The organism is Streptomyces humidus (genome assembly GCF_014649655.1).
In the GTDB taxonomy this organism is placed as follows: domain Bacteria; phylum Actinomycetota; class Actinomycetes; order Streptomycetales; family Streptomycetaceae; genus Streptomyces; species Streptomyces humidus.
Genome location: NZ_BMTL01000019.1, coordinates 25,797 through 51,645, shown reverse-complemented (window position 1 = coordinate 51,645; position 25,849 = coordinate 25,797). Strand labels below are relative to the sequence as shown.

The following is a 25,849-nucleotide window of genomic DNA, read 5'->3' as shown; positions in this document are numbered from 1 at the left end:
TTCGCCGTGCCCGTCGCGCTTCGCCCGGCGCCGGCGGCGGTGTCGCGCGTCGGCGTCGGCGTCGATCAGGGCTTCACCGTGTGCGTCGGCGGCTCCGGCGCGGTCGCCTGCGAGCGGCTGCGGGGGCGCGTCCCGCGGCGATCGGGCGCGGCCTTCGCGACTTTGCCATCTCTTTACAACCTGTTCCCGGGCTGCCTCGTCTCTTCGCTCGATCCGTCAACGGACCGATGAAAGAGAGCGATTCATGCGACTCATGCCCCGAACGGGCCTTGCCGCCCTGGCAGTTGCGAGCACGGCCCTGCTGATCGGCGCTGCGCCCGCGCTCGCCGACGGGCGGACGCCGACCCCCGTTCCCAGCACCCGCGGTGAGAGCCCCGCCACGGACGGGTCCGACCGCGGCGCGACCAAGGCGTCCGAGGGGACCATGGCTCCGGCCACCGACCGCGGCCAGGTCGGCGTCGTGCCGAGGGGAGCGGCCGACACCGGCGTCGCCGAGTCGCCCTCCGAAGGCAACGGCACGCTGATCGGCGGCGGCGCGGCGGCGGCGTTCGCCGCGGCCGGCTCCGTCTTCTACGTCGTGCGGCGCCGGAGGGCGACCGGCGCATGAGCCCGCTCTCCAGGCGCGCCCCGGCACTCGCGGCCCTGGCGGTGCTGCTGTTCACAGGCTGCGCCGCCCAGGGGGCCGAGCCGGCCGCGGAGCCCGGCACGACCGGTACGACCGCCGCGGGCGGACACTCCTCGGCCGATTCCGCTCCGGCCGCCCGAGCCGCGCGGCCTCTCGCGCGCTCGGTGCCGGTCACGCTGCGGATCCCGGCCATCGGGGTCGACACCCCGGTCATGCGGCTGGGACTGGCCGCCGATCGCACGGTGCAGGTGCCTCCGGTCGAGCGGCACGACCGCGCGGGGTGGTACGAGCACTCGCCGACGCCGGGGCAGACCGGACCGTCGGTGATCCTCGCCCACGTCACGGTCGGCCAGTACGGCGACGGCGTGTTCCGGCACCTCGACCGGCTGCACCAGGGCGACCGGATCACGGTGCGCCTGGAGAACGGCACGACGGCCGGATTCGTCGTCACCCGGGTGCGGACCGTCGAGAAGGCGCGGTTCCCCACCCAGGAGGTCTACGGGAACGTGGGCCGGCCCGAACTGCGTCTCATCACGTGCGGCGGCCCGCGCACCGGCGACGGGTACCGCGACAACGTGATCGTCTTCGCCGTGCTCAGCACCGGGACGTCATCGGGATCCGGATCCGGGCCCGGATCCGGATCCGGTGACGCGTCGAGTACTGCGGGAGAACGTTGAAACGCTCACGCTCACGCTCACGCTCGCGCGAGAGGGCGGCGTCCGAACTGTTCGCCGCCCTCTACCCCCGCCTCGCCGGCTGGTGCCGCCGTCTCGTCGACGACGACGAGACGGCGCACGAGATCGCCTCGGAGGCGTTCACCCGGCTCTGGGCGCGCTGGACGACGGTGAGCGAGCCCCAGGGCTTCCTCTTCGTCACCGCCGCCAACCTGGTCCGCGACCACTGGCGCAAGCTGGAACGGGAGCGCCGGGCCGTGCGCCGGGTCACCGTCGAGGTCGCCGTCGCCCCGCCGGCCGAACAGGCCGACCCCTCGGTGCGGATGCTCGTGCAGTCCCTGCCCGACCGGCTGAGGGTGCCGATTCTGCTGCACTACTACGCTGACATGCCGATCCGGGAGGTGTCCGTGCTGACCGGACGCAAGGAAGGAACCGTCAAGGCCGATCTGCACGCGGCCCGCGAACTGCTCCGCGTCCACCTGAGGAGAAGCCTTGATCACACCGGCTGACGACTTCGACGACGGCCCGGACCTCGACCCCGACGACCCCCTGACCGTCATCCTGCGACCCCCCGCCGGCCACCTCGGTCCGCCGCCCGGCCGTTACGAGGAGATCCGTCGCGGTGCGGTGCGCCGCCGGACGCTGCGCACCGCGGCCGGGGTCGGAGCGGCGTGCGCGGTCACGGTCTTCGCCGTCCTGCTGCCGCTGCGTCTGACGGCGTCCGACGCGCCCGTGCGCCCGTCGGTGCCGCTCGCCCCGCCCGCGGTGACCGGCGGGCCGTCGACCGGACCCCTGCCCGGGCCGGCCACGACCCCGTCGGACAGCGCCCAGCGCCCTACCCGGGGGGCGGCCGACACACGCGCCCCCGACACCCCGGCTGCGCGCGTCGGCACCGATGTCCCGGGCACGGACCGCACCCTCGGCACGGGTCCGACGCCGAGCGCGCGGGACACGCGGTCGACCCTGCCCGGCACGCGGTCCAGTACGCCGTCGCCGTCGAAAGCGCGCCGTTGAGGCCGATTCACGCACCGTAGCCGTCCGGGGCCGACTGCTCCTACCATGGAGTCCGCCGTCGGGGGAGGGTGGTCGTGTCGCGCAGTGCACCGCAGCCGTCGGGACGTCGTCTCGAGGAGTCGATCGCCTGGGCGGTCCGCAACGCGGACGGCCTCGTGGCGATCGCCGTGGCCCTCACCGTGGGGCTGCTGGACATCACGGACAAGGACTTCGACGACGACATCGTCACCGGCTCCATCCTCCTGGTGCTGGCCGCGCTGGTCTACGGCTCGCTGACCGAGCGCCGGCGCCGGATGGCCGACATCCGGGCCGCCACCGCCGGGACCGGCCGGGCGATCGAGGACCTGGCCATGGTCCGCACGCTGACCGGTCCGGAGGTGGGGCAGGCGCACGAGCGGGCCCGGCGCAGCACCAGCCGCTGGGTGTTCAAGGGCGGCACCGGGACCTATCTGCGCGCGGTCACCCTGCCCGAGTGCGTGCTGGAGGCGCAGCGGCAGCGCCGCTCGCTCAGCATGAAGATCGACATCGTCGACCCGGCCGACGACAAGGTGTGCGAGGCCTACGCGCGCTTCCGGCGCACCTTCGGACACGGGGACGGCGACGGCTGGACGCCGGAACGCACCCGCAAGGAGTCCTACGCAACCGTCGTGGCCGCCAGTTGGCACCGGCAACGGCTGGACACCCTGGAGATCGACGTCCATCTCAGTTCCGTGGCTCCGGCGTTGCGCTTCGACCTGTCCGACACCTGCCTGATCATCACCCAGGACGACCCGCGCCGCGTCAGCCTGTTCGTGGAGCGGGGACGGCCGCTGTACGACTACTACGTCACCGAGTTGCACCAGAGCCGCGAGCAGGCGGTCAAGCTCGATCTGCGGGAGGCGACCCCGCTGAGCGAGGAGCCGACCGTCGACGAGGTCAGACGTCTGCTCGACCGGCTCGGACTGGCGTTGCCGGCCGGTTTCACCGACCGCGACGTCGCCGACGTCATCGACAAGGCGCTGCGTGCGGAGGACCCCTACCGCCGGTGAGCGCGTCCTCCGCCGGATCCTGACGAGAGGCCTTCGGGAGAGTGATGGACTACCCGGCCCTGGAACGGGCCGCGCGGCGGGGTGCGACCGTCGAGCTGGTGCGGCACGCCGCAGCGCAACTCGAGGGCGTCGTCTCCGGCGGCCGGGCGCTGCGCGCGGTGCGTCATCCGCTGGGGTTCGTCTGCCTGCCCGTCCTGCGCGACGGGGCGCAGGGCGTGTGCGTGCATGTCTTCGGACCGGCCGACCCCATCCTGACCGGCCACCAAGTGCACTCGCACAGCTGGGAGTTGACGAGCACGGTGCTGTACGGGGAGCTGAACAACCGGCGGATGGAGGTGACCGAGGAGGCGGCGCGGCCCACCCACCGTGTGTTCGAGGTGCACAGCGCACCGTCCGGGGTGGACGAACTGCGGCCCACCCGACGGCTGGTGCGCTGTCTGCCGGGCGCCGAACAGTCGAGCTCACGGGGGCAGACCTACGCCCTTCCGGCGGGCGAGTTCCACACCACCGTGGTGCCGGACGGCCGTCCGACCGCCACCCTGGTGCTGGGGCGGACGCTGCCCGGCCGGGCGGACCTCTCCCTGGGCCCGATACGGGCTCCGGGCCACCGGGTGGTCCGCAGGATGTGCGACGCGGCCCAGACCGTCCGGATCGCCCAGGCCGCGCTCAGGAGGATCCATGAGGCACACCCCCCGTCCGTCTGACTTCACCGCCGAGTGCCGGACGGCGGTGGCGGCCGCCGAGGCGGCCGGGGCGCTGCTGCGGTCGCGGTTCCCCGACGGGTTCGCGGCCCGTCCCAAGGGCGCCCTCGGGGACGTCGTCACCGACCTCGACCTGCTGGCCGAGAGCATGGTCGTCGACCGGATCCGCGCCGACTTCCCGCACGACCGCGTCCTCGCCGAGGAGGCCGGCGACCTGGGCGGTGGCGACGGCGGGGGCGGCGGCCGCACCTGGCTGGTGGACCCGCTCGACGGCAGCAACAACGTGGTGATCGGCCTGCCCGTCTACGTGGTCGGCGTCGCCCTGTGCGTGGAGGGGGCGCCGGTGGTCGGCGTGGTGCACGACCCGGTGACCGGACGGACCTGGACGGCCCGGCACGGGGCGGGCGCGCACGGCCCGGCCGGCCCGCTCGCCCCGGCGCGTCGGCCGCAGTCCCCCGCGGGGCCGCTGCTGGCCTGGACCCAGGGACACGCGGTCCGCCGTGACGATCCGGCCGTCCGCGTCCTGCGGCACGGCCTGGAGCTGCGCGCCCGCCGGCTGCTCCAGCTCTGGGCGCCGCTGGTCGCCTGGGCCATGCTGGCCAGGGGCGACATCGACGGCTTCGTCGGCTACCGCGCCGAGGCCATCGACCTGCCGGCCGGCGCCCTGCTGGCCCGGGAGGCCGGGGTGGTCCTGCGCCGGCTGGACGGCGGCGAGTTCACGGCCGGCTTCACCGGCCCCGACACGGACCGCTCCTTCGTCGCCGGCCGTCCCGAGATCCTGCCGTCCCTGCTGGACATGGTGGCGGCCGTGACCCCCCTCCTCGGCAGCGCGCCGCAGGGGCGGGCCGGGACGACGGCCGCCGGGTGAGGACGCGACGGCCGTCGTGCGACGGCGCCTCGGCTGCCGGGTGAGGACGCCGCGGACACCGGGCGGGCGCGCCGTGACCACGGGGTGGCGGCACCACGGCTACCGGGTGAGGGCCAGGGCCGCCACCGACGCCGTCACCGCCGTGACGGCCAGTACCGCCCCCGTGCCGACCAGCCGGGCCAGCGGCACCCGCACGCCGTGCGCGACGCAGCGCTCGTACCACAGAAGGGTCGCCAGGGAGGCCCACGGAGTGACCACCGGGCCGGCGTTGGTGCCGATCAGGAGCGCGAGGAGCTGCTCGTGGTTGCCGACCGGCACCGCCCCCTCGCCGGCCAGATAGACGGGCAGATTGTTCAGGACGTTCGAGAGCCCCGCGCCGACGGCCGCCGCGCGGAACCGGCCCAGGACGCCGTCGTCGTCGCCGACCGCGGCGGCCAGCAGGCCGTGCAGGCCGTGCGCGGTGACGGTCTCCACCACGAGGAACATCCCCGGCACCATCACCAGCAGCCGCCACGGCACCAGGGACCACCGCAGCGCCGTGCGCTCCCGCAGCGCGAACGCCGTGACGGCCACCGCCGCCGCCGTCGCGGACGCCGTCCACAACGGCACGTCGGCGACCAGGATGGCCAGCAGGAAGCCGCCGCAGGCGAGAGCGCAGGCGCGGAAGAGCACCGGGTCGGCCGGGCGGTGCGCCGCGGGCGGCACATACCGCCCGGCTTTCGCCGGCCCTTCCTCCTGCCCGACGCGGACCGCGCCCGGCCCGCCCCGCTCCCGCCGCCGTGCCTCCGCGTCCGTGCGGCGCGCGGGGCGCCAGAAGAAGACCCACAGCCAGGCCGTGGTCACGGCGATCGCCGCCAGCTGCGGAGCCCACATCCGGCCCGCCAGCCCCAGCGAGGACAGCGCCACCCGGTCCGCGGCCAGCAGGTTGGTCAGGTTCGAGACGGGGAGCAGCAGGCTCGCGGTGTTGGCGAGCCAGACCGTCGTCATCGCCAGCGGGAGGGCCGCGATCCCGACCCGGGAGGCCAGCGCCAGCATCACGGGCGTCAGGAGCACAGCCGTGGTGTCCAGGTTCAGGGAGATCGTCGTGACCGACGCGAAGGCCACGCACAGCAGGAACAGCAGCGGGCGGCTGCCCCGGCCCGCCCGCGCGATCCGCGCCGCCACCACGTCGAACACCTCGGCCCTGCTGGTGAGTTCGGCGAGCACGATCACCGTGCCCAGGAACGCCAGCAGCGGCGCGATCCGGGTCATCGCACCGGACGCGGAACCGGTGGGCAGCAACCCCGTGGCCACGCAGGCCAGCCCGGTCGCCAGGAGGGCGATCGCCACCCGGTCCAGGACATGCAGACGCCGTAAGACACGCACGAGGGGAAGGGTCGCACAGTTGTGCGTCCGTGTGACCAGGGGCTGCTTCGGGACAGATTCGCCGCGGGGGCCCACCGGCCGCCCCCGCGGCTGCGAAAACAGTTCATGCCGACGCTCGTTCACTGCATCATGAAGACATGGGGGAACGTCAGATGAGCGGTGACACGGAGCCGTTGGACTTCTTCGTCAGCTACTCGCCGGCGGACGAGCGCTGGGCGTCCTGGATCGCCTGGACACTGGAGGAGGCCGGATACCGGACCGTCGTGCAGGCCTGGGACTTCGTGCCGGGCACCAACTTCGTCGACTTCATGGACCGCGGGGTGAGCGAGTCCGCGGCCGTCATCGCCGTCCTCTCGCGCAACTACGAGCGCTCCCGGTACGGCCGCATGGAGTGGCAGGCCGCCCTGCGCGCCGACCCGGACGTGCCCGAGCGCCGGCTGATCACCGTCCGGGTCGAGGACATCCCGGTGGAGGGGCTCCTGGCGACCCTCACCTATGTGGACCTGGTGCCGGTGACCGACCCGTCCGCCGCCCGCGACCTGCTGCTCACCCGGGTGCGCCAGGCCCTCGACGGCCGGGCCCGGCCCAGCCTGCGGCCCGGCTACCCCGGCGACGGACAGCCCGGGCCGCCCGCCGCGCCGGCCCCGGTCGCGCCGCGGACCGGCCGGCCGCTCGGGCGGACCGGCTGGGCCGGACGGCGCAGGCCCGCCGCGCCGCCCGGCTACCCGCGCGTCGCCGGAGCCCCGGCGACCCGTGACGCGGTCACCGTGCTGCAGCTGGCCGGGCCCGCCTTCGGACGCGGTCAGGACCCGGCCGAACTGCAGGCGGCGATCTGGGGCGACCTCGTCGAGCTCACCGACGCGGGCGCGCCCGGCCCCGATCTGCTCGTCGTCACCGGCGACCTCACCGCCTCCGGCAGCCCCCGCGAGTTCGACCAGGCGCTCTCCTTCCTCACCGGACTGCGGGCGCTGCTCGGCCTCGAGCCGCACCGGGTGGCCCTCGTCCCCGGGGGCCACGACGTCAACCAGGCCGCGTGCCGGGCCTACTTCAGCACCTGCGAGGCGGACGAGATGCCGCCCCGGCCGCCGTACTGGCCCAAGTGGCGGCACTTCGCCCGGCTCTTCCAGGAGCTCTACCAGGGGCTCGACGCCGTCTTCGACAGCGATCAGCCGTGGACCCTCTTCCCCGTGCCCGAACTGCACACCGTCGTCGCCGGGCTCAACTCCTCGATGGCGTACAGCCACCGGCTCGACGACCAGTACGGCTTCGTGGGCCCCGAGCAGGCCGCCTGGTTCGCGCAGGCGCTGCGGCCCTACGAGGAGGAGGGCTGGCTGCGGATCGGCGCGCTGCGGCACGCCCCCGGCACCGCCCGCGCCGGCGTGCTGCGCGGCGCAGGCGCCCCGGACGGCTCGGGGCCGCTGCGCGACACCGACGTGCTGGCCCGGCTCACCGCCCCCCGGCTGCATCTGCTGCTGCACGGCCCGACCGGCCCCGGCGCGCACTCCGTGCTGCCCACCGCCGTCGGCGAGCTGCCGCTGCTGGCCGCCGCCGGCCCCGCCCGGCACCAGCTGCTGCGCATCGGCCGCGACCAACTGGCCGTCTGGCCGGGCCCCGGCGAGCCGCGCCGCACCCGGGCCGACTGGCGACGGGCCCACCGCGCCCTCGCCCCCGACGAGGCAGCCGGCGCCCCCGGCGACGCTCCCGGCGGCACACCGGACGCGGGCGCCGACCCCGACCCTGAGCCGCGCGCCGTGCCGTCCCCCGCCGAGATACTGCTGGCCCGGGTCGCGGAGGTGTGCCGGACCCGGCACGAGGGCGCGCAGATCCGACCGGTGGCCGGACCGGTGCCCCAACTCCTCGTCACCTGGACCCAGTCGGGCTTCGTGCGGCAGCAGCGCGTCGCCGTCCACACCGGCACCCCCACCGACCAGGACGTCGAGCGCGTGGTCGCCCTCGTCCACGCGGCGGACTCCGAGACCGAGGCCGAACTCGTCCACGACGGCCCGCCGCCCGCCCGGGAACTGCGCGACCAGGCCCGCCGCCGAGGCGTCCGGGTGCGCAGCTTCACCGAGTTCCAGGGCCTGCTCGACCTGCGGGCGTACGTCGGAGCCCAGAGCGAGCGGCTGCGCACCGATCCGCGTTACCCGCCGGGCATGTACCTGCCCCAGCGCTACCGCGAGATCGAGCGCCTCGACGCCGAGGACCGCGACGGCCTGGTCGACGACATGCTGCGCCTGCTCGACTCCGACCAGGGCCGCTTCCTGCTCCTGCTGGGCGACTTCGGCCACGGCAAGACGTTCGCCCTGCGCGAGCTGGCCCGCCGCATCCCCGTCGAACTCCCGCACCTGGTACCGCTGCTGGTGGAGCTGAACGCACTGGACCGGGCCTACTCCTTCGAGGGCCTGGTCGCCGCCCACCTCGCCGCCCACGGGGTCGACAACATCGACCTGCGCGCCTTCCGGTACATGCTCCAGCAGGGCCGGATCGTGCTCCTCTTCGACGGCTTCGACGAACTCGTCACCCGGGTGACGTACGACCGCGCCGCCGAACGCCTCCAGGTGCTGCTCGACTCCGCCGTCGACAGCGCCAAGATCGTCGTCAGCAGCCGCACCCAGCACTTCCGCTCCCAGGGACAGGTGCTGACCGCGCTCGGCGAACGCGTCGGCCTGCTCCCGCACCGCCGGGTGCTGTCCGTCCAGGAGTTCACCCCGCAGCAGATCCGCGCCTACCTGGTCAACCGCTACGACGGCGACGACCGCGCCGCCGACCGCCGGGTCCATCTGCTCGACGCCATCCCCGACCTGCTCGCCCTGTGCCGCAACCCCCGTCTCCTCGGCTTCGTCGCCGACCTCGACGACGACCAGCTGCGCGCCGTCGCAGGGGCGGGCCGCGCCCTCAGCCCCGCCGGCCTCTACCAGGAGGTGCTCACCGCCTGGCTGCGCTTCGAGCAGCAACGGGCCGGCGGCGGCGCCGGACGGGCCCCCGGACTCAGCCTGGACCAGCTGTGGCGGGCGGTCACCGCGCTCGCCCTGCGACTGTGGCAGAGCGGCCAGGACTCACTGCGTCTCGACGAGCTGACGGACGTGGCCGAGACCCTCACCGGACTCGCCGACAGCCGTCTGTCCGTCCCGCAGGCCGCGCACGCGGTCGGCTCCGGCAGCCTGCTGGTGCGCGGCGACGACGGCGTGTTCCGGTTCATCCACGGGTCGGTGGTGGAGTGGCTCATCGCCCGCGAGTGCGCGCTGCGTCTGGCCGCGGGGGACAGCACGCTGCTGGGCCGGCGCGGGCTCAGCCGGCTCGCCGTGGAGTTCCTGTGCGACCTGGCCGACCACCGGGCCTGCCAGGAGTGGGCGGAAGGCGTGCTGGACGAGCAGGACTCCGGCGGTGCGGAGGTGTCGCGCGCCAACGCCGTGAAGATCCTCTCCCGGCTGAGGGTGCCCGCCCACACCGATCTGCGGGGCGCCGCCCTCGGCGGTGAGGACCTCTCCTACCGCGACTTCTCCGGCGTCGACCTCACCCGCGCCGATCTCACAGACGCCCGCCTGGTCGGTGCGAACCTCTCCGGCGCCGTCCTGCGCGACGCCCGGCTGACCGGCGCGCGGCTCGACGGGGCCGACCTCAGCGGCGCCGACCTGCGCGGCGCCGACCTGCGGCGGGCCCGGCTGATCCGCACCGACCTCACCGGCGCACGCGTCGAGGGCGGCAACTGGCGGCGCGCCGCGCTCATCGGCGCGACCACCGGGGCCGGGCTGCCGGACACCCCCGAACTGGCCGCCGCCGCGTTCGCCCCCGGCATGAGCGTCGACTCCGGGTTCCGGCCCTGCGCGGTCGGCGTGCCCTACGGCTTCGACATGCGCACCAGCCGGCTGCCCGAACCGATCTCGTACAGCCCGGACGGCGAACTGCTCGCCGTGGGCAGCGAGGACGGCGGGGTCCTGGTCTGCGACGCCGTCACCGGCACCGCGCTGCGCACCCTGCAGGGCCACACCGACCGCGTCTACGCCGTCAAGTTCCGCGCACGGGTCCTGGCCACGGGCGGCGCCGACGGCACCGTGCGACTGTGGGACCCGGTGTCCGGCGCGTGCCGGCACGTCCTGCGCATCCATGACGCCGGCGTCTGGCCGGTCGTCCTCGACGCCGCCGGCGCCCTGCTGGCCACCGGCGACGCCGACGGTGTGGTCACCCTGTGGGACACGGCCACGGGCCGGCCCCTGCACCGGCTCCCGGGTCACTCCGCGCCCGTCTACACCGTCGCCTTCGCGGCGGACGGCCGCACCCTGGTCACCGGGGACGCCTCGGCCGCCGTACGGCTGTGGGATCTCGCCGACGGCCGCCTGCTGGGCGCGCTGCCCGGCCACCGGGGCGCGGTGTTCCGGGCCCGGTTCAGTCCCGACGGGACGCTCCTGGCCACCGGCGACATGGGCGACGGGCGGGCCGGGACCGTGCGGGTGTGGGACGTGGCCGGGCGGCGCGTGCTGCACACCTTCGACGGACACGCGGGCCGCGTCTACACGCTGGACTTCCACCCCGGGGGCCGGTTCCTGGTGAGCGGGGACACCGAGGGGGAGGTGCGGCTGTGGGACCTGGCCGCCGGGGCCGGCGCCGGGGTCCTCGGCGGCTGCCGCGGAGCCGTGTACCAGGTGCTGTTCGACCCCGAGGGAACCCTGCTCGCCGCCGGGGACAGCCAGGGCGTCGTGCGGCTGTGGCGCGTCGACCCGCAGGGCGACCCGGTCGCCGTGCCGCTCACCCGCAGGCCGCCCGAGCACCGCGGCTCGGTGTGGGTGTGCAAGTTCCGTCCCGCCGGGGAGGGGACCGCGGGGCCCGCCGGGGCCGGGCTCGCCCCGGACAGCGGCTCGCTGCTGGTCACCGGCGGCAACGACGGTGTCGTCCGGCTCTGGGACCCGGCCACCGGCCAGGGGCGGCGGATCCTGCGCGGACACGGGCGGCGCATCGCCACCCTGTCCTTCAGCGCCGACGGCTCGATGCTGGCGGCCGGCGGCAACGACGGCGTAGTCCGGCTGTGGCACACCTCCTCCGGGCGGCGGCTGCGGGAGCTGGCCGGACACAGCGACCGGCTGGTCTCGGCCGTGTTCAGCCCCGGCGGCCCCCTGCTGGCCACCGCGAGCAGCGACGGCGACATGTACCTGTGGAACGCGGAGACGGGCGAGTACCAGCGCGAGATGGACGTGGAGACCGACCACGTCTGGGCGGAGGCGTTCAGCCCGGACGGCGAACTGCTGGCCACCGCCAACGACGACGACACGGTGTGCCTGTGGTACCGGGCGACCGGCGCGCACGTCGTCACCATCGGCGAGCACTTCGGACGGGTCCGCTCCATCGGCTTCCGGCCCGACGGCGCGGTCCTGGCGACCGGCTGCGACGACCGCAAGGTGCGCCTCTGGGACGTCGCCGAACGCCGGGTCACCGCCGTGCTCGACGGACACGCCGACCGGGTGTACGCCGTCACGTTCGCGGCCGACGGCTCCTGGCTGGCCAGCGCCTCCTGGGACGGCCGGGCGGTGATCTGGCGCGACGGCGCCGCCGTGCACCGGCTGACCGGCCACACCGGCAAACTGTGGACGGCCGCGGCCCATCCGCGCCGCCCGCTGCTCGCGACCGCCGGCGACGACCGGACGGTCCGCCTCTGGGACGCCCGCACCGGCCGCGAGGCCGCCGTCCTGACCGGCCACACCGGCCGGGTGCTGGCGGTCTCCTTCAGCCCCGACGGCTCGCTGCTGGCGAGCGGCGGCGAGGACGGCACCGTCCGGCTCTGGGAGGTCCCCGCCGACGGCCCGGTCGCGCTGCGCGCCGTGCTGGTCGGCCTGCCGGGCGGCTGGGCCGCGCTCGCGCCGTCCGGCGGCTACAAGTACGAGGGAGACGTCACCGGCGAGTTCTGGCACGCGGTGGGCATGTGCCGGTTCGAGCCGGGCGAGCTGGACGGCCACCTCCCGGGCGTGCGCGAGGTGCCGTTGGAGGAGCCGCTGCGGTGAGGACCGCCCGCTGCGGAAGCGGGGCCGTGCTGCGGCTCCGCGCGGGTCAGCGCCGCTCGCGCAGCGCGGTCAGGACGTCGATGCGGTTGGTGGTGACGGAGTCGACGCCCAGCGCGATGAGGCGGCGCAGGGCGCGGCGGGTGTCGGGGGTCCAGACGGAGAGCAGGAAGCCGTCGTGGTGGACGCGCGCGGCGAGGTCCCGGTCCACCAGGGAGAAGCGGTAGTTGAGCCAGCGCGGCTTCACCACCGCGAGCAGCGCGGGCCGCGGGGGCGCCAGGCTCGTGCAGGTCAGCGCGATCTCGGCGGACGGGTCCGCGGCGCGCACGGCGAGCATCGCCACGGCGTCGGCGCAGTAGTGGACCCGGTCGGCCGCCCCGGCCTCGCGCACGACGTCGACGATCCGCCGCGCCGTGCGCTCCTCCCGGGTGCCCGGCAGGTCGAGCATCAGCCGGCTGTCGTCCGTCGCCGCGAGCGCCTCGGCAAGGGTGGGCACCGCGCCGGCCGTGAGTCCGCTCACCTCGGCGGCGGACAGCGACCGCAGCGGCCGGTCAAGCCCCCAGAGCCGCTTCAGCGTCTCGTCGTGCAGCAGGACGGGCACGCCGTCCCTGGTGAGCCGGACATCGCACTCGACGGCGTCCGCGCCCCGGTCGAGCGCGGACCGCAGGGAGTCGATCGTGTTCTCACGGAAGCGGTAGGGGTCGCCGCGGTGGCCCACGGCGGTCACGTTCTGCATGGGCCCATTGTGGCGGGCCGTGGCGGACCGCGGTCAGGGGGCGAGCCACCCGGCGGTGTAGGCGTCGATCTCGTCGCTGACGCGTCGCTTGCCGGCCTCGTCCAGGAAGGAGGCCTCGACCGCGTTCTTCGCGAGGGCGGCGACGCCGCGCTCGTCCAGGTCGAGGAGCCGGGCGGCCACCGCGTACTCGTTGTTGAGGTCGGTGCCGAACATGGGCGGGTCGTCGGAGTTGATCGTCACCAGGACGCCGGCCTCGACGAACTCCCTGAGGGGGTGCTCGTCGAGGGCGCGGACCGCGCGCGTGGCGATGTTCGAGGTGGGACACACCTCCAGGGCGATGCGCTGCTCGGCGAGGTGGGCGAGCAGTTTCCCGTCCTGTGCGGAGCTGGTGCCGTGGCCGATGCGCTCGGCGCGCAGATGGGTCAGCGCGTCCCACACCGTCTCGGGGCCGGTGGTCTCGCCGGCGTGCGGCACCGACCGCAGTCCGGCGGCGATCGCCCGGTCGAAGTGCGGCTTGAACTGGGGGCGCGGCACGCCGATCTCGGGCCCGCCGAGCCCGAAGGAGACCAGCCCCTCGGGGCGGATCCGGTCGTCGGTGGCGAGCCGGGTCGTCTCCTCGGCGGCCTCCAGCCCGGCCTCGCCGGGGATGTCGAAGCACCAGCGCAGCACGGTCCCGAACTCCGCCTCGGCGGCCTTGCGGGCGTCTTCGACGGCGTCCATGAAGGCGAGTTCGTCGATGCCGCGCCGGGTCGAGGAGAACGGGGTGATGGTCAGCTCGGCGTAGCGCACCTGCTGGCGGGCCAGGTCCCGGGCGACCTCGTAGGTCAGCAGCCGGACGTCCTCCGGGGTGCGGATGAGGTCGACGACGGACAGGTACACGTCGATGAAGTGGGCGAAGTCGGTGAACGTGAAGAAGTCGGCCAGGGCCTCGGGGTCGGTGGGCACCTTGGAATCGGGGTGCCGGGCGGCCAGCTCGGAGACGATGCGGGGGGAGGCGGAGCCGACGTGGTGGACGTGCAGTTCGGCCTTCGGCAGCCCGGCGACGAAGGCACGCAGATCGCGGCCGCCGGCCGCGGCCGCGGCGGTGGGGCCGGCGGGCGTGCCGGACGCGGGGGAGCCGGACTCGGCGGCTGCTGAGGATGCGTCGAGGCGGTCGGTCATGGGGTCCTCCCCGGGACGGCGCCCCGGGTCCGGCGGGCCGGACGGGACGCGGGTGATCGGCTGATCGGTGGGCCGGGGTCATCGTAGGCGGAGGGGGGCGAGGGGCAGCCGCGGGCCCTCGCCCCGGACGCACCCCGCCGGCCACGGGCCGTAGCATGACGGAACGTGCGCGGGGCACAACGGCGTACGGGTGACGGAACGGCAGGACGCAGGCCCGGAAGCGGGCGACAGGGGGAATCACGCATGTCCGACGAGGCGCCGAAACCGGGCGACGACGCCACCCGGCCGCCATGGCCCGCCCCCGCCTCCGCCCCCGCCCCCGTCTCCGGCGAGACGGACGGTCCGCGGGACGCGGTCGGACGGGTTTCGTTGGGCAAGGACGCGGAGGGCGCCGCTCCGTCGGGCGGCGATGCCGGGGCGGCGGTCCCGGACGTCGTGGGCGAGGGCGAAGCCGACACCGGGCGTTCCCCGTGGTCCGCGCCTGACTCCGGCGGGGCGGACGCGGCGCCGGCGGCCGGGGGCGCGGCGGGTGCGACGGGCGGGGCGGGTGCCGCGGGCGGGGCTGATCCGTGGGCCGCTCCGGGTGACGGCGAGCCGAGCGGGCGCGGGCACACCGCCGCCCCGGCTCCCCTCCCTCCCGGCCAGGCGTCCCCGTCCGTCCACGACCAGCGGACGGTCCCCTCGCTGCCGGCAGCCGCCGATTCTCCGCAGCCCTGGACCGGCCCCTTCGCGCCTCCTGCGCAGGGTGGGTGGTCGTCGGGGTCTTTTCCGCCTCCGAACCCGGCTGCGGCTGTCGGCGGCCCGCCGCCCGGCCCCTTCGCGCCTCCCGCGCAGGCCGTCCCGCCGCCGCCCATCGCTCCCGACGGGCCGGGACAGATCCCCTACGGTTACCCGGGCGGCCACGGCCACGGCTACCCGACCCCGCCGCCGCCCTACGGGGGCGGGTACGGCCCGTACGGCTGGCCCGGTACCGGGGCGGGGGACAGCAACGGCATGGGGGTCGCCGGGCTCGCGCTCGGGATCCTCGCCTCCGTCGTCTTCTGCCTGTGGCCGGTCGCCGTCGTCCTCGGCGTCCTCGGCATCGTCTTCGGCGCGATCGGGCGCCGTAAAGCCGCCCGGGGCGAGGCCTCCAACCCCGGTCAGGCGCTGGCGGGCATCATCTGCGGAGCCGTGGGCCTGGTGCTCGCCCTCGGGTTGGGCGTCCTGACGATCGTGGTGTCCTGAGACGCAGCCGACGGACGGCGCCGGCGGTTCAGCCGCCGGCCCGCAGCCGCTCTCTCGCCTCCATCAGCGCGAACCCCAGCAGGTTCGGCCCCCGCCACCGCTGCGGATCCGTCGCCGCCTCGTCGTCCGCCGCCAGACCTATGCCCCACACGCGGTCCAGAGGGCTCGCCTCGACCAGCACCCGGGCGCCGGTGCCCAGCAGGAACGCGCGCAGCCCGTCGTCCGAGGCGAACTTGCGGACGCTGCCCTCGACCACGATCCGGAACCGCTCCCGCGCCCAGACGTCCTCGTCGAAGCCGCGCACCAGCCGTCCCACCTTCTTCGCCTGCGCGGGGGACCCGGCGGCGAGCGCCCGCCGCTCCGCCTCGGCGTCGCCGAACAGCCGCGCCTTCTCGGCCATCATCCAGTGCTCGGCCGTCGCATAACCGACTCCGTCGACCACGAACGGTGACGGCCACCACTGGCTGAGGCAGCTCGAACCGATCCGCCCGTCCGGTCGCTGCCGGTGCCCCCAGAAGTGCAGGCACTTGATTCTCGCCCCCGCCCGGACGGCGCTGACCAGCGCCTCCCGGTCCTCGATCCTCTCCATGCAGCCGAGGATGGCACGCGCCACTGACAGAGCGTCCCTCCTTTTCGGCTCCGACTCGACACCTGGTCGCCCCTCGCCGAGTGATTCCGTCGCGTAACCAAAAGGCAACAACGGAATCACTTGTTGGAGTGCCCTTGCTCTGCCAGGATCGGCAATCAAATCGAGCTGGAGCTACGCCACCCGTCGCCGAACGCATCGGGGCGAAGGCGGAGGAGAGCGACATGCAGGACCGGTTTCCCGCACAAGAACGTTTCTCGGACGGCGCGCAGTACATCGCCGGCCGCCTGACGAAGGGCACGTCCGGCGTCACCCACACCGTGGTCGACCCCGCCACCGGCGAGGATGTCCTCACCTACGAGCTGGCGGGCGCGGACGACGTCGACGCCGCCGTCGCCGCCGCGCGCGCGGCCTTCGCCGGCTGGTCCGCGGCCACTCCGGGCGAGCGCTCCGACGCCCTGCACCGTTTCGCCGCGGTCCTCGCCGGCCACGCCGAGGACCTGGCCCGCGCCGAGTCCCTGCAGTGCGGCAAGCCGCTGAAGCTGACCCGTGAGTTCGACGTCCCGGGGACGATCGACAACACCTCCTTCTTCGCCGGCGCGGCCCGTCATCTCGCGGGTCAGTCCGCCGGCGAGTACTCCGGCGACCACACCTCCTACGTCCGCCGTGAGCCCATCGGCGTCGTCGGCTCCATCGCGCCCTGGAACTACCCCCTCCAGATGGCCGCCTGGAAGATCCTCCCGGCGATCGCCGCGGGCAACACCATCGTGCTCAAGCCCGCCGAACTCACCCCGTTGACCTCGCTCCTCTTCGCCCAGGCGGCGACGGAGGCCGGGATCCCCGACGGCGTCGTCAACATCGTCACGGGGACCGGGCGGGCGGCGGGCGAGCGCCTGGTCGGCCACCCCGACGTCGCGATGACGTCCTTCACGGGCTCCACCGCCGTCGGCAAGCGCGTCGCCGAGGTCGCCACCGCGACCGTCAAACGCCTGCACCTGGAGCTCGGCGGAAAGGCGCCCCTCCTGGTCTTCGACGACGCCGACCTCGAGGCCGCCGCCAACGGCGCGGTAGCGGGCGCGCTCATCAACACCGGGCAGGACTGCACGGCCGCCACGCGCGCGTACGTGCAGCGGCCGCTCTACGAGGCCTTCGTCGCGCGGACGGCCGCGCTGATGGAGACGGTACGGGTCGGGGACCCCTTCGCCCCCGGCACCGACCTCGGCCCGCTGGTCTCGCATGTCCAGCGCGACCGGGTCGCCTCCTTCGTCGACCGGGCGCGCGGCTACGCGCGTGTGGTGACCGGCGGCGAGGCGCCCCGGGGGGAACTGGAGAAGGGCGCCTACTACCTCCCCACGCTGATCGCGGACGCGGCCCAGGACAGCGAGGTCGTCCAGTCCGAGATCTTCGGGCCGGTCCTGGTGGTCCTGCCCTTCGACGGCGACGACGAGGGCGTCGCCCTCGCCAACGACACCCCCTACGGGCTGGCCGCCTCCGCGTGGACGCGGGACGTGTTCCGGGCGAACCGGGCCACGCGCGAGATCAAGGCCGGATGCGTGTGGATCAACGACCACATCCCGATCATCAGCGAGATGCCGCACGGCGGTTACAAGGCCTCCGGGTTCGGCAAGGACATGTCGGTGTATTCGTTCGATGAGTACACCCAGGTGAAGCACGTTATGTTCGATAATACGGCGGTGGCTCGCAAGCCCTGGCACCGCACGGTCTTCGGGGACTCGTAAGCACCGACGACCCGGCCGCCGACCACAGCCGTACCTCCCGAAAGGGCACCACGCGCATGGAGCAGTACGAGCCAGACCGCCTCAGCCCGGCCCACCTGGCCGCCCTACGGCGCAGCTTCCGCAACGGCAGGGCGGCCATGACCCGCCGGTCGGTGCTGCGCGCCTCCGCCGGCGGCGCGCTCACCCTGGGCGGCCTCGGCGCGCTGAGCGGCTGCGGGATCCCCGCCGCCGGCAAGTCCCAGGGCGGCGTCTCCGCCGACGACCACTCCGCGAAGGAGAAGGTCGTCAACTTCTCCAACTGGCCGGAGTACATCGACGTCGACGACAGCGGCAAGCACCGCCCGACGCTGGACGCGTTCCGCAAGCAGACCGGCATCGCGGTCACGTACACCGAGGACATCAACGACAACGACGAGTTCTTCGGCAAGATCCAGCCGCAGCTCGCCGCCGGCCAGGACACCGGACGCGACCTCATCGTCTGCACCGACTGGCTGGCCGCCCGCATGATCCGGCTCGGCTACGTCCAGAAGCTGGACGCGTCCAACCTGCCGCACGCCTTCGCCAACCTGTCGGACCAGTTCCGCAGCCCCGACTGGGACCCGGGCCGCGCCTACTCGTACGTGTGGCAGGGCATCTCGACGGTCGTCGCCTACAACAAGAAGGCGCTCGACGGCGTCGAGGTGAAGTCGGTCTCCGACCTGCTCGACAACCCCAAGCTCAAGGGCCGGGTGGGTCTGCTGACCGAGATGCGCGACACCGTCGGCATGACCATGCTCGACATGGGCAAGGACCCGGCGAAGTTCACCGACGACGACTACGACGCGGTCATCGCCCGCCTCCAGAAGGCCGTCGACAGGGGCCAGATCCGCCGCTTCACCGGCAACGACTACACGTCCGACCTCAGCAAGGGCGACCTGGCGGCCTGCGTGGCCTGGGGCGGCGACATCGTCCAGCTCCAGGCGGACAACCCGGACGTCGCCTACGTGATCCCGGACAGCGGCTACATGACGTCGACCGACAACCTGCTGATTCCCAACAAGGCGCGCCACAAGACGAACGCCGAGCGGCTGATCGACTACTACTACCAGCCCGAGCCGGCCGCCGAACTCGCCGCGTACGTCAACTACGTGAGTCCGGTCGCCGACGTGAAACCGTACCTGACCAAGATCGACAAAACGGCCGCGGACAACCCGCTGATCCTTCCCGACAAGGCCATGGCCGCCAAGTCCCACGCCTTCCGCTCCCTGAGCCCGAAGGAAGAGACCGCCTACCAAGCGAAGTTCGCGAAGCTGACCGGGGCGTGACCACGATGAAGACGAACGACAGCGGCAGCGGCGACGTCCGCCTGACCGGCATCAGCAAGACCTACGGCGCCTTCACCGCCGTCCATCCGCTGGACCTGACCGTCCCGCAGGGCTCCTTCTTCGCCCTGCTCGGCGCCTCCGGCTGCGGCAAGACCACCACCCTGCGCATGATCGCCGGCCTGGAGGAACCCTCCTCCGGGACCGTGCACCTCGGCGACCAGGACGTCACGGCCCTGCCGCCGTACAAGCGTCCGGTGAACACCGTCTTCCAGTCCTACGCCCTCTTCCCGCACCTCGACATCTTCGAGAACGTCGCCTTCGGTCTGCGCCGGCGCGGCATCAAGAGCGTGAAGAAGCAGGTAGAGGACATGCTGGAGCTCGTGCAGCTCGGCGAGCAGGCCCGCAAGAAACCGCACCAGCTCTCCGGCGGCCAGCAGCAGCGCGTCGCGGTGGCCCGCGCCCTGATCAACCACCCCAAGGTGCTCCTCCTCGACGAGCCCCTCGGCGCCCTCGACCTCAAACTGCGGCGCCAGATGCAGCTGGAGCTCAAGCGCATCCAGACCGAGGTCGGCATCACCTTCGTGCACGTCACGCACGACCAGGAGGAGGCCATGACCATGGCCGACACGGTCGCGGTGATGAACGGGGGCCGTGTCGAGCAGCTCGGCTCGCCGGCCGACCTCTACGAGAACCCGCACACCACGTTCGTCGCCAACTTCCTCGGCACCTCCAACCTGATCGAGGCCGAGGTCGACTCCAGGAGCGGCGACGACATCGTCCTCAAGGCGGGCGGCGGCAAGCTCGTGCTGCCCGAGGCGCGCTGCTCCGCGCCCACGACGACCGGCGGCAAGGTGCTGGTCGGCGTCCGCCCGGAGAAGATCACCCTCACGCACGCCGACGACGCCGGCGAGATACCCGAGGGCCGCAACCGCATCACCGGGAAGATCGCCGACTCCTCGTTCATCGGGGTCTCCACCCAGTACGTCATCGACAGCTCGGTCTGCCCCGACTTCGAGGTGTACGCCCAGAACATCGACCGTGACGCCAGGCTGGTCCCCGGCGCCGACGTCGTCCTGCACTGGAGCCCCGGGCACACCTTCGGACTCGACGCGGCACAGGACATCGACGCCGGCATCCAGGAAGAGGCGGCGGTCTGAGATGGCGACGCTCACCGAGGCGCCCCCGCCTCTCTCCCCGACGGCGCCCGCCACGAAGCCGCCCCGCAAGCGCGGCCGCCTGACACCGTACTGGCTGCTGCTGCCCGGTCTGCTCTGGCTGGTCGTCTTCTTCGCGCTGCCGATGATCTACCAGGCCTCGACGTCCGTGCAGACGGGGTCCCTCGAGCAGGGCTACAAGGTCACCTGGCACCTCGCGACCTACTGGGACGCGCTGACCGAGTACTGGCCCCAGTTCCTGCGCTCGGTCCTCTACGCGGGCGCCGCCACGGTCCTGTGTCTGGTCCTCGGCTACCCGCTGGCGTACCTGATCGCCTTCCGCGCCGGACGCTGGCGCAACCTGATCATGATCCTGGTGATCGCGCCGTTCTTCACCAGCTTCCTGATCCGCACCCTCGCCTGGAAGACGATCCTCGCGGACGGCGGCCCCGTCGTCGGCGCCCTCAACACCCTGCACGTCCTCGACGTCACGAGCTGGCTCGGCTGGACCGCCGGCGACCGCGTCCTCGCCACCCCGCTCGCGGTGGTCTGCGGTCTGACGTACAACTTCCTGCCCTTCATGGTGCTGCCGCTGTACACCTCGCTCGAGCGCATCGACGGACGCCTGCACGAAGCGGCGGGCGACCTGTACGCCAAGCCCTCCACCACCTTCCGCAGGGTCACCTTCCCGCTGTCGATGCCGGGCGTGGTCTCCGGAACGCTGCTGACCTTCATCCCGGCGGCCGGCGACTACGTCAACGCGGAACTCCTCGGCTCGACCGACACCCGCATGATCGGAAACGTCATCCAGACGCAGTTCCTGCGCGTCCTGGACTATCCGACGGCGGCGGCCCTCTCGTTCATTCTCATGGCCGCGATCCTGCTCATGGTCACCTTCTACATCCGCAGGTCCGGGACGGAGGATCTGGTCTAAATGCCCTTCGTCAACTGGCTCAAGCGCCATTTCGTGGTCATAGCGGGACTTCTCACGCTCGCCTATCTCCTGCTGCCGAACATCGTCGTCACGGTGTTCTCCTTCAACAAACCCAAGGGCCGTTTCAACTACGAGTGGCAGCAGTTCTCCACGGACGCCTGGAAAGACCCGTGCGGGGTGGCGGGCCTGTGCGGCTCGCTCTCGCTCAGCCTGCAGATCGCGGTCTGGGCGACCCTCGGCGCCACCCTCCTCGGCACGATGATCGCCTTCGCCCTGGTGCGCTACCGCTTCCGCGCGCGGGGCGCCGTCAACTCGCTGATCTTCCTGCCGATGGCCATGCCCGAGGTCGTCATGGCGGCCTCGCTGCTCACCCTGTTCCTCAACCTGGGCGCCCAGCTGGGATTCTGGACGATCCTCATCGCCCACATCATGTTCTGCCTGAGCTTCGTCGTGACGGCCGTCAAGGCGCGCGTCATGTCGATGGACCCACGGCTGGAGCAGGCCGCCCAGGACCTCTACGCCGGACCCGCGCAGACGTTCCTGCGCGTCACCCTGCCGATCGCCGCCCCCGGGATCGCCGCGGGCGCGCTGCTCGCCTTCGCGCTCTCCTTCGACGATTTCATCATCACCAATTTCAACGCGGGCTCCACCGTCACCTTCCCCATGTTCGTCTGGGGTTCGGCACAGCGCGGCACGCCCGTCCAGATCAACGTCATCGGCACGACCATGTTCCTCGTCGCGGTGCTGCTCGTCCTGACGTCGATGATCATCAGCAGTCGCCGCACCAGGCAGAAGGCATGAGCCTGCGAAGACCCCTGTAGGGAGTTGACATCATGGCCCCGAGCGCCATGAACCGATGGACCACTTCTCTTTCCGACGCCCGGCCGGTCCCGTACTGGCTGGAGGACCCGGGCAGGCCCCGCCCCGAGGCCGCGCTCACCGGCTCCGAGACCTGCGACCTGCTGGTCGTCGGCGGCGGCTACAGCGGACTGTGGACCGCGCTCGTCGCCAAAGAGCGCGAGCCGCAGCGGGACGTGGTGCTGCTGGAGGGCCGTGAGGTGGGCTGGGCCGCCTCCGGCCGCAACGGGGGCTTCTGCGCGGCCTCCCTCACCCACGGGCTGTCCAACGGGCTCACCCGCTGGCCGGACGAGATCCACCGGCTCCAGGAGCTGGGGATGCGCAACCTCGACGAGATCGAGGCCGCGACCGTCCGGCACGGCATCGACTGCGACTTCGAGCGCACCGGCGAGATCGACGTCGCCACCGAGGAGTACCAGGCGCGGGAACTGCGCGAATGGTTCGAGGAACTCGACCGCCGCGGCCTCTCCGACGGCATCGAGTTCCTCGACGCCGACGCGGTGCGCGAGCAGGTCGCCTCGCCCACCTTCCTGGCCGGCCTGCACGACCGCCGGGGCGTCGCCATGCTCCACCCGGCCAAACTGGTCTGGGGCCTGAAGGCGGCGTGCCTGCGGCTCGGGGTGCGCGTGTACGAGCACACGCCCGCCCTGGACCTCAAGCCGTACGGCGCCGCGATGGCCGTCCGCACCCCGTACGGGCAGGTCCGCGCCCGGCAGGTCGCCCTGGGCACCAACATCTTCCCCAGCCTGGTCAGGCGGGTACGGGCGTACACCGTGCCGGTCTACGACTACGCGCTGATGACCGAGCCGCTGACCGCCGGACAGCTCGACTCGATCGGCTGGAAGAACCGGCAGGGGCTCGGGGACTCGGCCAACCAGTTCCACTACTTCCGCCTGTCGGCCGACAACCGGATCCTGTGGGGCGGCTACGACGCCGTCTACCCCTACGGGGGCCGGGTGCGCGCCGAGTACGACGACCGGCCGCAGACGTACGCCAAGCTCGCCGAGCACTTCTTCGGCTGCTTCCCGCAACTGGAGGACGTCCGCTTCACCCACGCGTGGGGCGGCGCGATCGACACCTGCTCGCGTTTCTCGGCGTTCTTCGGCACGGCCCACGGGGGCAGGGTGGCGTACGCGGCCGGCTACACCGGTCTGGGCGTCGGGGCCACCCGGTTCGGGGCCGAGGTGATGCTCGACCTGCTGTCGGGGGAGCGCACCGAGCGGACGTCGCTGGAGATGGTCCGCAGGAAGCCGCTGCCCTTCCCGCCCGAGCCGTTCGCCTGGACGGGCATCGCCCTCACCAAGTGGTCGCTGGCCCGTGCCGACGCGCACGGCGGACGGCGCAACCTGTGGCTGAGGACGATGGACAGACTGGGCCTGGGCTTCGACAGCTGACCGACGGGCGCGGCCTGCTCCGGTTCACTCCGACGGGTGGCCCGAACCCGCGTAATGCCCGCCGGGAACCTCCCTCTCCCCCGTGTGACGCGAACCGCGTCCACGAGTGAAGGGGAGGTCCGCTCATGGCTGGGGAGAAGACGGCCGTCGCATGGCTGGCATCGGTCGCACCGGATCCCGCGGCGTGCCGCCGGGAATGGGAACGCGACCCGCTGGGACTGGCGGCGCTGCCCGCGGGCAGGGCCTGGGACGTGCTCATCCTGCCCGGCGGGCTCGGCTGTCGCACCCTCGACGTGCTCACCCGGATCCTCGACCGGCCGGGCCCGGTGCTCGTCGACGCCGACGACGACCGCGTGGGCTTCTTCGTGACGCCCGGGACGGCCGGGCGCTGGCTCGGCACCGGCATCCGCACGGCCGGGGCCGGCGCCTGGATCGTCGTGCCCCGTCCGGGCCGCTCGACCGGGACCTTGCGCTGGCTGGTCCCGCCGGACGGCACCGGCACCCTGACCGACCCGATGCTCCTCGAACTCGCGATGCACGAGGCGGCGGCCGGCCTGGCGGACGGATCGGCGGACTGACCCCCGGACGGCTCCGGCCGCCGAACCGACGGCAGCCGTCCGCGCGCGCCTCACGATGCTCACGGCCGTCGGTTCGAGGGCGCCGACGGCCCGTGCCGCCGCCCCGCCCCGCGCTCCCGCCCCGGGACGGCTCCCGGGGCCGACGGCCGGTCTCGCGCCGCCGGCGAGGGCGTGGGGGCGTCGCGCCGGGCCGGGGTCAGTCCGTCGACGTCGTCTTCAGGGCCAGCCACAGCTCCATCCGGACGTCCGGGTCGTCCAGGGAGCGTCCGAGGATCTCCTCCACCCGGCGCATGCGGTAGCGCAGGGTGTGGCGGTGGACGCCCAGGTCGGCCGCCGCCGCGTCCCACTGGCCGTGCCGGGACAGCCAGGCCCGCAGGGAGGCCACCAGGTCGCCGCGACCCGTCGCGTCGTGTTCGTGCAGAGCCCGCAGCAGACCGTCCGCGAACGCCTTCACCGCGTCGTCCGCGAGCAACGGCAGCACGGAGCCCGCCGCGAGCTGCTCGTGCTCCACGAAGAACCGGCCCCGTCGCCGTGCCACGGACAGTGCCTGTTGCGCCTGTCTGTACGCCGCGGCCGCCGCGATCGGGCCCGCGGGCGCCGACAGCCCCACGACCGGCTCGCCCTCGTCGCCGGTCCCGGGCCCGGCGACGTCCTCCGCCCGCGCCCCCTCCCGCGCCGTCGCGTACCGCGCGCACGCCGCCGCGGCCGCGCCCCCGTCCTTGACCAGCGCCATCAGCCGGTCGCCCTCGGGCACCGCCAGCACGGCCTCCCCGGCCCGGGCGGCCGCCGACTCGATCGCCTCGACCAGACCGCCGAACGGGTCGGCGGCCTCCACGCGCGCGTGCGGCCCGTCCGCGGCGCCCGCCGCCCCTCGCGCCGAAGCGTCCGCGTGGGGCCGCGAGGCCGACGCCGCCTCGGCGACGATCACCCGGAAGGGGGCGTCGAGCAGATCGCCGTACAGGTCCCCGGCAACGGCCCGCGCGTGGTCGGGCTCGCCCGCCAGCAGCATGCGCAGCACCGCCGCGCCGATCCGCTGCTGCGCCGCGTACAGCGGGCGGGAGCGTTCCGTGGTGAGCGTCAGCAGGGCGATGGCCGAGTGGACGGCGTACCGCTCGGCGGTGCCCGGCGCCGACGCGGTGCCGACGGCGAGCGCCGCGCGCGGATGCCGGCCCGTGCCCAGGGAGTGCAGTTCGATCCGGTCGTCGTGCCGGTCGTCGGAGAGGGGGCGGTCCGCCGCCCCGCTCCCGACGACCGCCGAGGCGGGGGCCGGCCGCTCCCGCAGCCGCTCCACCTCCGCCGTGAGCCGCGCCGCCCGGCGGCCCGCCCACTCGGGTGCGGCCGCCACCACGGCGCCCGAGGCGTCGTACAGGGCCGCCCACCCGTTCACCTGGGCGGCGAGCGCGCCGAGCAGTCCCTCGGGGCCCTCGGTCAGCGCCTGCCGGGTCAGCTCCCGCTGGGCCGCGAACCCGGCCGTCACCGCCCGGTACTGGTCGGCCGCGATCGCCGCCGACACCGCCTTGCTGATGGCGAGGAAGGGAGTGCGGCGCGGCACCTCCAGCAGCGGCAGGCCTTCCTCCTCGGCCGCGTCCACCAGCGCTCCCGGGATCTCCTCGTAGTTGACGCCCACGGCGAAGCCGAGCCCGACCACCCCCGCCTTCGCCAGCCGCCGGACGTATTGCCGCATGGCCTCCGGATCCTCGGCGTCCAGCTTGAGCGCGGTGATCAGCAGCAGCTCCCCGCCCTCCATGTAGGGCACCGGGTCCGCGAGTTCGCTGACGTGCGCCCACCGCACCGGCACGTCCAGGCGGCCCCCGCCGGCCCGTACGGTCAGCTTGAGCGCGGAGTGGTGGACGAGCGAGGCGAGCGTGGGAGGCATGGGGCCTTCAGGTCGAGGAGGCGATCGATCGGCGAGATGATCT

22 protein-coding genes are annotated in these 25,849 nt (G+C 73.7%); 17 read left to right on the top strand and 5 right to left on the bottom strand.

What is annotated here, in order from left to right:
- Window positions 1–6: 6 nt before the first annotated feature.
- From IE239_RS22250 to IE239_RS22215, 8 genes are all read left to right on the top strand, one after another.
- Window positions 7–231, top strand: a complete 225-nt coding sequence (locus tag IE239_RS22250; protein WP_190151129.1) for a hypothetical protein — start codon at window positions 7–9, stop codon at window positions 229–231.
- 22 nt (window positions 232–253) lie between these two features.
- Complete coding sequence (locus tag IE239_RS22245) at window positions 254–607, top strand: Tat pathway signal sequence domain protein (protein WP_190151251.1); 354 nt, start codon at window positions 254–256, stop codon at window positions 605–607.
- Window positions 604–1,302 carry a class F sortase gene (locus IE239_RS22240; RefSeq protein WP_190151128.1) on the top strand — a complete coding sequence of 233 codons (699 nt, stop codon included), beginning with the start codon at window positions 604–606 and terminating at the stop codon, window positions 1,300–1,302. The genes IE239_RS22245 and IE239_RS22240 overlap by 4 nt, the downstream gene beginning before the upstream one ends.
- Window positions 1,299–1,808, top strand: coding sequence for an RNA polymerase sigma factor (locus IE239_RS22235; protein ID WP_190151127.1), 510 nt, complete (start codon window positions 1,299–1,301; stop codon window positions 1,806–1,808). The genes IE239_RS22240 and IE239_RS22235 overlap by 4 nt, the downstream gene beginning before the upstream one ends.
- Window positions 1,792–2,313 carry a hypothetical protein gene (locus IE239_RS22230; protein ID WP_190151126.1) on the top strand — a complete coding sequence of 174 codons (522 nt, stop codon included), beginning with the start codon at window positions 1,792–1,794 and terminating at the stop codon, window positions 2,311–2,313. The genes IE239_RS22235 and IE239_RS22230 overlap by 17 nt, the downstream gene beginning before the upstream one ends.
- 74 nt (window positions 2,314–2,387) lie before the next feature.
- Window positions 2,388–3,341: a hypothetical protein gene (locus tag IE239_RS22225; RefSeq protein WP_308435405.1), complete on the top strand. Its 954-nt coding sequence runs from the start codon at window positions 2,388–2,390 to the stop codon at window positions 3,339–3,341.
- Window positions 3,342–3,385: 44 nt separating this feature from the next.
- Entirely contained in the window at window positions 3,386–4,045 is a 660-nt protein-coding gene (locus IE239_RS22220) for a hypothetical protein (protein ID WP_190151124.1), read from the top strand.
- A complete protein-coding gene (locus tag IE239_RS22215) occupies window positions 4,020–4,910 on the top strand; it encodes an inositol monophosphatase family protein (protein ID WP_190151123.1) in 891 nt (296 codons plus the stop codon). The genes IE239_RS22220 and IE239_RS22215 overlap by 26 nt, the downstream gene beginning before the upstream one ends.
- Window positions 4,911–5,009: 99 nt before the next feature.
- Here the strand turns inward: IE239_RS22215 and IE239_RS22210 are convergent, their stop codons facing one another.
- Entirely contained in the window at window positions 5,010–6,275 is a 1,266-nt protein-coding gene (locus IE239_RS22210) for an ArsB/NhaD family transporter (RefSeq protein ID WP_229878249.1), read from the bottom strand.
- 137 nt (window positions 6,276–6,412) lie between these two features.
- On the opposite strand from IE239_RS22210, the gene IE239_RS22205 reads away from it, so the two are divergent.
- Window positions 6,413–12,265 (top strand): WD40 domain-containing protein, encoded by a 5,853-nt coding sequence (locus tag IE239_RS22205; protein ID WP_229878248.1) that lies wholly within the window; start codon window positions 6,413–6,415, stop codon window positions 12,263–12,265.
- A gap of 46 nt (window positions 12,266–12,311) precedes the next feature.
- On the opposite strand, the gene IE239_RS22200 is transcribed toward IE239_RS22205, so the two are convergent.
- On the bottom strand, window positions 12,312–12,998 hold the full coding sequence (locus tag IE239_RS22200; RefSeq protein ID WP_190151122.1) for a glycerophosphodiester phosphodiesterase: 687 nt from the start codon (window positions 12,996–12,998) through the stop codon (window positions 12,312–12,314).
- Window positions 12,999–13,031: 33 nt separating this feature from the next.
- Window positions 13,032–14,159: an adenosine deaminase gene (locus IE239_RS22195; protein WP_229878247.1), complete on the bottom strand. Its 1,128-nt coding sequence runs from the start codon at window positions 14,157–14,159 to the stop codon at window positions 13,032–13,034.
- Window positions 14,160–15,152: 993 nt separating this feature from the next.
- Here IE239_RS22195 and IE239_RS42265 point away from each other — a divergent pair.
- A complete protein-coding gene (locus IE239_RS42265) occupies window positions 15,153–15,383 on the top strand; it encodes a DUF4190 domain-containing protein (protein WP_229878246.1) in 231 nt (76 codons plus the stop codon).
- A gap of 28 nt (window positions 15,384–15,411) precedes the next feature.
- Here the strand turns inward: IE239_RS42265 and ybiA are convergent, their stop codons facing one another.
- Complete coding sequence (gene ybiA / locus IE239_RS22185; protein WP_190151121.1) at window positions 15,412–15,972, bottom strand: riboflavin biosynthesis intermediates N-glycosidase; 561 nt, start codon at window positions 15,970–15,972, stop codon at window positions 15,412–15,414.
- A 221-nt stretch (window positions 15,973–16,193) separates the two neighbouring features.
- On the opposite strand from ybiA, the gene IE239_RS22180 reads away from it, so the two are divergent.
- From IE239_RS22180 to IE239_RS22150, 7 genes are all read left to right on the top strand, one after another.
- Window positions 16,194–17,708: a gamma-aminobutyraldehyde dehydrogenase gene (locus IE239_RS22180; protein ID WP_190151120.1), complete on the top strand. Its 1,515-nt coding sequence runs from the start codon at window positions 16,194–16,196 to the stop codon at window positions 17,706–17,708.
- A gap of 56 nt (window positions 17,709–17,764) precedes the next feature.
- Window positions 17,765–19,012, top strand: a complete 1,248-nt coding sequence (locus IE239_RS22175) for an ABC transporter substrate-binding protein (protein WP_190151119.1) — start codon at window positions 17,765–17,767, stop codon at window positions 19,010–19,012.
- A complete protein-coding gene (locus IE239_RS22170; protein ID WP_229878245.1) occupies window positions 19,009–20,169 on the top strand; it encodes an ABC transporter ATP-binding protein in 1,161 nt (386 codons plus the stop codon). The genes IE239_RS22175 and IE239_RS22170 overlap by 4 nt, the downstream gene beginning before the upstream one ends.
- Before the next feature lies 1 nt (window position 20,170).
- Window positions 20,171–21,100 (top strand): ABC transporter permease, encoded by a 930-nt coding sequence (locus IE239_RS22165; protein WP_190151118.1) that lies wholly within the window; start codon window positions 20,171–20,173, stop codon window positions 21,098–21,100.
- Complete coding sequence (locus tag IE239_RS22160; RefSeq protein ID WP_190151117.1) at window positions 21,101–21,901, top strand: ABC transporter permease; 801 nt, start codon at window positions 21,101–21,103, stop codon at window positions 21,899–21,901.
- Between the two features lie 32 nt (window positions 21,902–21,933).
- Window positions 21,934–23,352, top strand: a complete 1,419-nt coding sequence (locus IE239_RS22155; protein ID WP_190151116.1) for an NAD(P)/FAD-dependent oxidoreductase — start codon at window positions 21,934–21,936, stop codon at window positions 23,350–23,352.
- 125 nt (window positions 23,353–23,477) lie between these two features.
- Window positions 23,478–23,930: a hypothetical protein gene (locus IE239_RS22150; protein WP_190151115.1), complete on the top strand. Its 453-nt coding sequence runs from the start codon at window positions 23,478–23,480 to the stop codon at window positions 23,928–23,930.
- Window positions 23,931–24,126: 196 nt separating this feature from the next.
- On the opposite strand, the gene IE239_RS22145 is transcribed toward IE239_RS22150, so the two are convergent.
- Window positions 24,127–25,806 carry a PucR family transcriptional regulator gene (locus tag IE239_RS22145; RefSeq protein ID WP_190151114.1) on the bottom strand — a complete coding sequence of 560 codons (1,680 nt, stop codon included), beginning with the start codon at window positions 25,804–25,806 and terminating at the stop codon, window positions 24,127–24,129.
- Between the last annotated feature and the right edge of the window lie 43 nt (window positions 25,807–25,849).

Bases quoted from the DNA above. Each gene is read 5' to 3' on its own strand.
- IE239_RS22245 (WP_190151251.1), top strand. From the start codon at position 254: ATGCCCCGAACGGGCCTTGCCGCCCTGGCAGTTGCGAGCACGGCCCTG.
- IE239_RS22240 (WP_190151128.1), top strand. From the start codon at position 604: ATGAGCCCGCTCTCCAGGCGCGCCCCGGCACTCGCGGCCCTGGCGGTG.
- IE239_RS22220 (WP_190151124.1), top strand. From the start codon at position 3,386: ATGGACTACCCGGCCCTGGAACGGGCCGCGCGGCGGGGTGCGACCGTC.
- IE239_RS22215 (WP_190151123.1), top strand. From the start codon at position 4,020: ATGAGGCACACCCCCCGTCCGTCTGACTTCACCGCCGAGTGCCGGACG.
- IE239_RS22205 (WP_229878248.1), top strand. From the start codon at position 6,413: ATGGGGGAACGTCAGATGAGCGGTGACACGGAGCCGTTGGACTTCTTC.
- IE239_RS22200 (WP_190151122.1), bottom strand. From the start codon at position 12,998: ATGCAGAACGTGACCGCCGTGGGCCACCGCGGCGACCCCTACCGCTTC.
- IE239_RS22195 (WP_229878247.1), bottom strand. From the start codon at position 14,159: ATGACCGACCGCCTCGACGCATCCTCAGCAGCCGCCGAGTCCGGCTCC.
- IE239_RS42265 (WP_229878246.1), top strand. From the start codon at position 15,153: ATGGGGGTCGCCGGGCTCGCGCTCGGGATCCTCGCCTCCGTCGTCTTC.
- ybiA (WP_190151121.1), bottom strand. From the start codon at position 15,972: ATGGAGAGGATCGAGGACCGGGAGGCGCTGGTCAGCGCCGTCCGGGCG.
- IE239_RS22180 (WP_190151120.1), top strand. From the start codon at position 16,194: ATGCAGGACCGGTTTCCCGCACAAGAACGTTTCTCGGACGGCGCGCAG.
- IE239_RS22175 (WP_190151119.1), top strand. From the start codon at position 17,765: ATGGAGCAGTACGAGCCAGACCGCCTCAGCCCGGCCCACCTGGCCGCC.
- IE239_RS22165 (WP_190151118.1), top strand. From the start codon at position 20,171: ATGGCGACGCTCACCGAGGCGCCCCCGCCTCTCTCCCCGACGGCGCCC.
- IE239_RS22160 (WP_190151117.1), top strand. From the start codon at position 21,101: ATGCCCTTCGTCAACTGGCTCAAGCGCCATTTCGTGGTCATAGCGGGA.
- IE239_RS22155 (WP_190151116.1), top strand. From the start codon at position 21,934: ATGGCCCCGAGCGCCATGAACCGATGGACCACTTCTCTTTCCGACGCC.
- IE239_RS22150 (WP_190151115.1), top strand. From the start codon at position 23,478: ATGGCTGGGGAGAAGACGGCCGTCGCATGGCTGGCATCGGTCGCACCG.
- IE239_RS22145 (WP_190151114.1), bottom strand. From the start codon at position 25,806: ATGCCTCCCACGCTCGCCTCGCTCGTCCACCACTCCGCGCTCAAGCTG.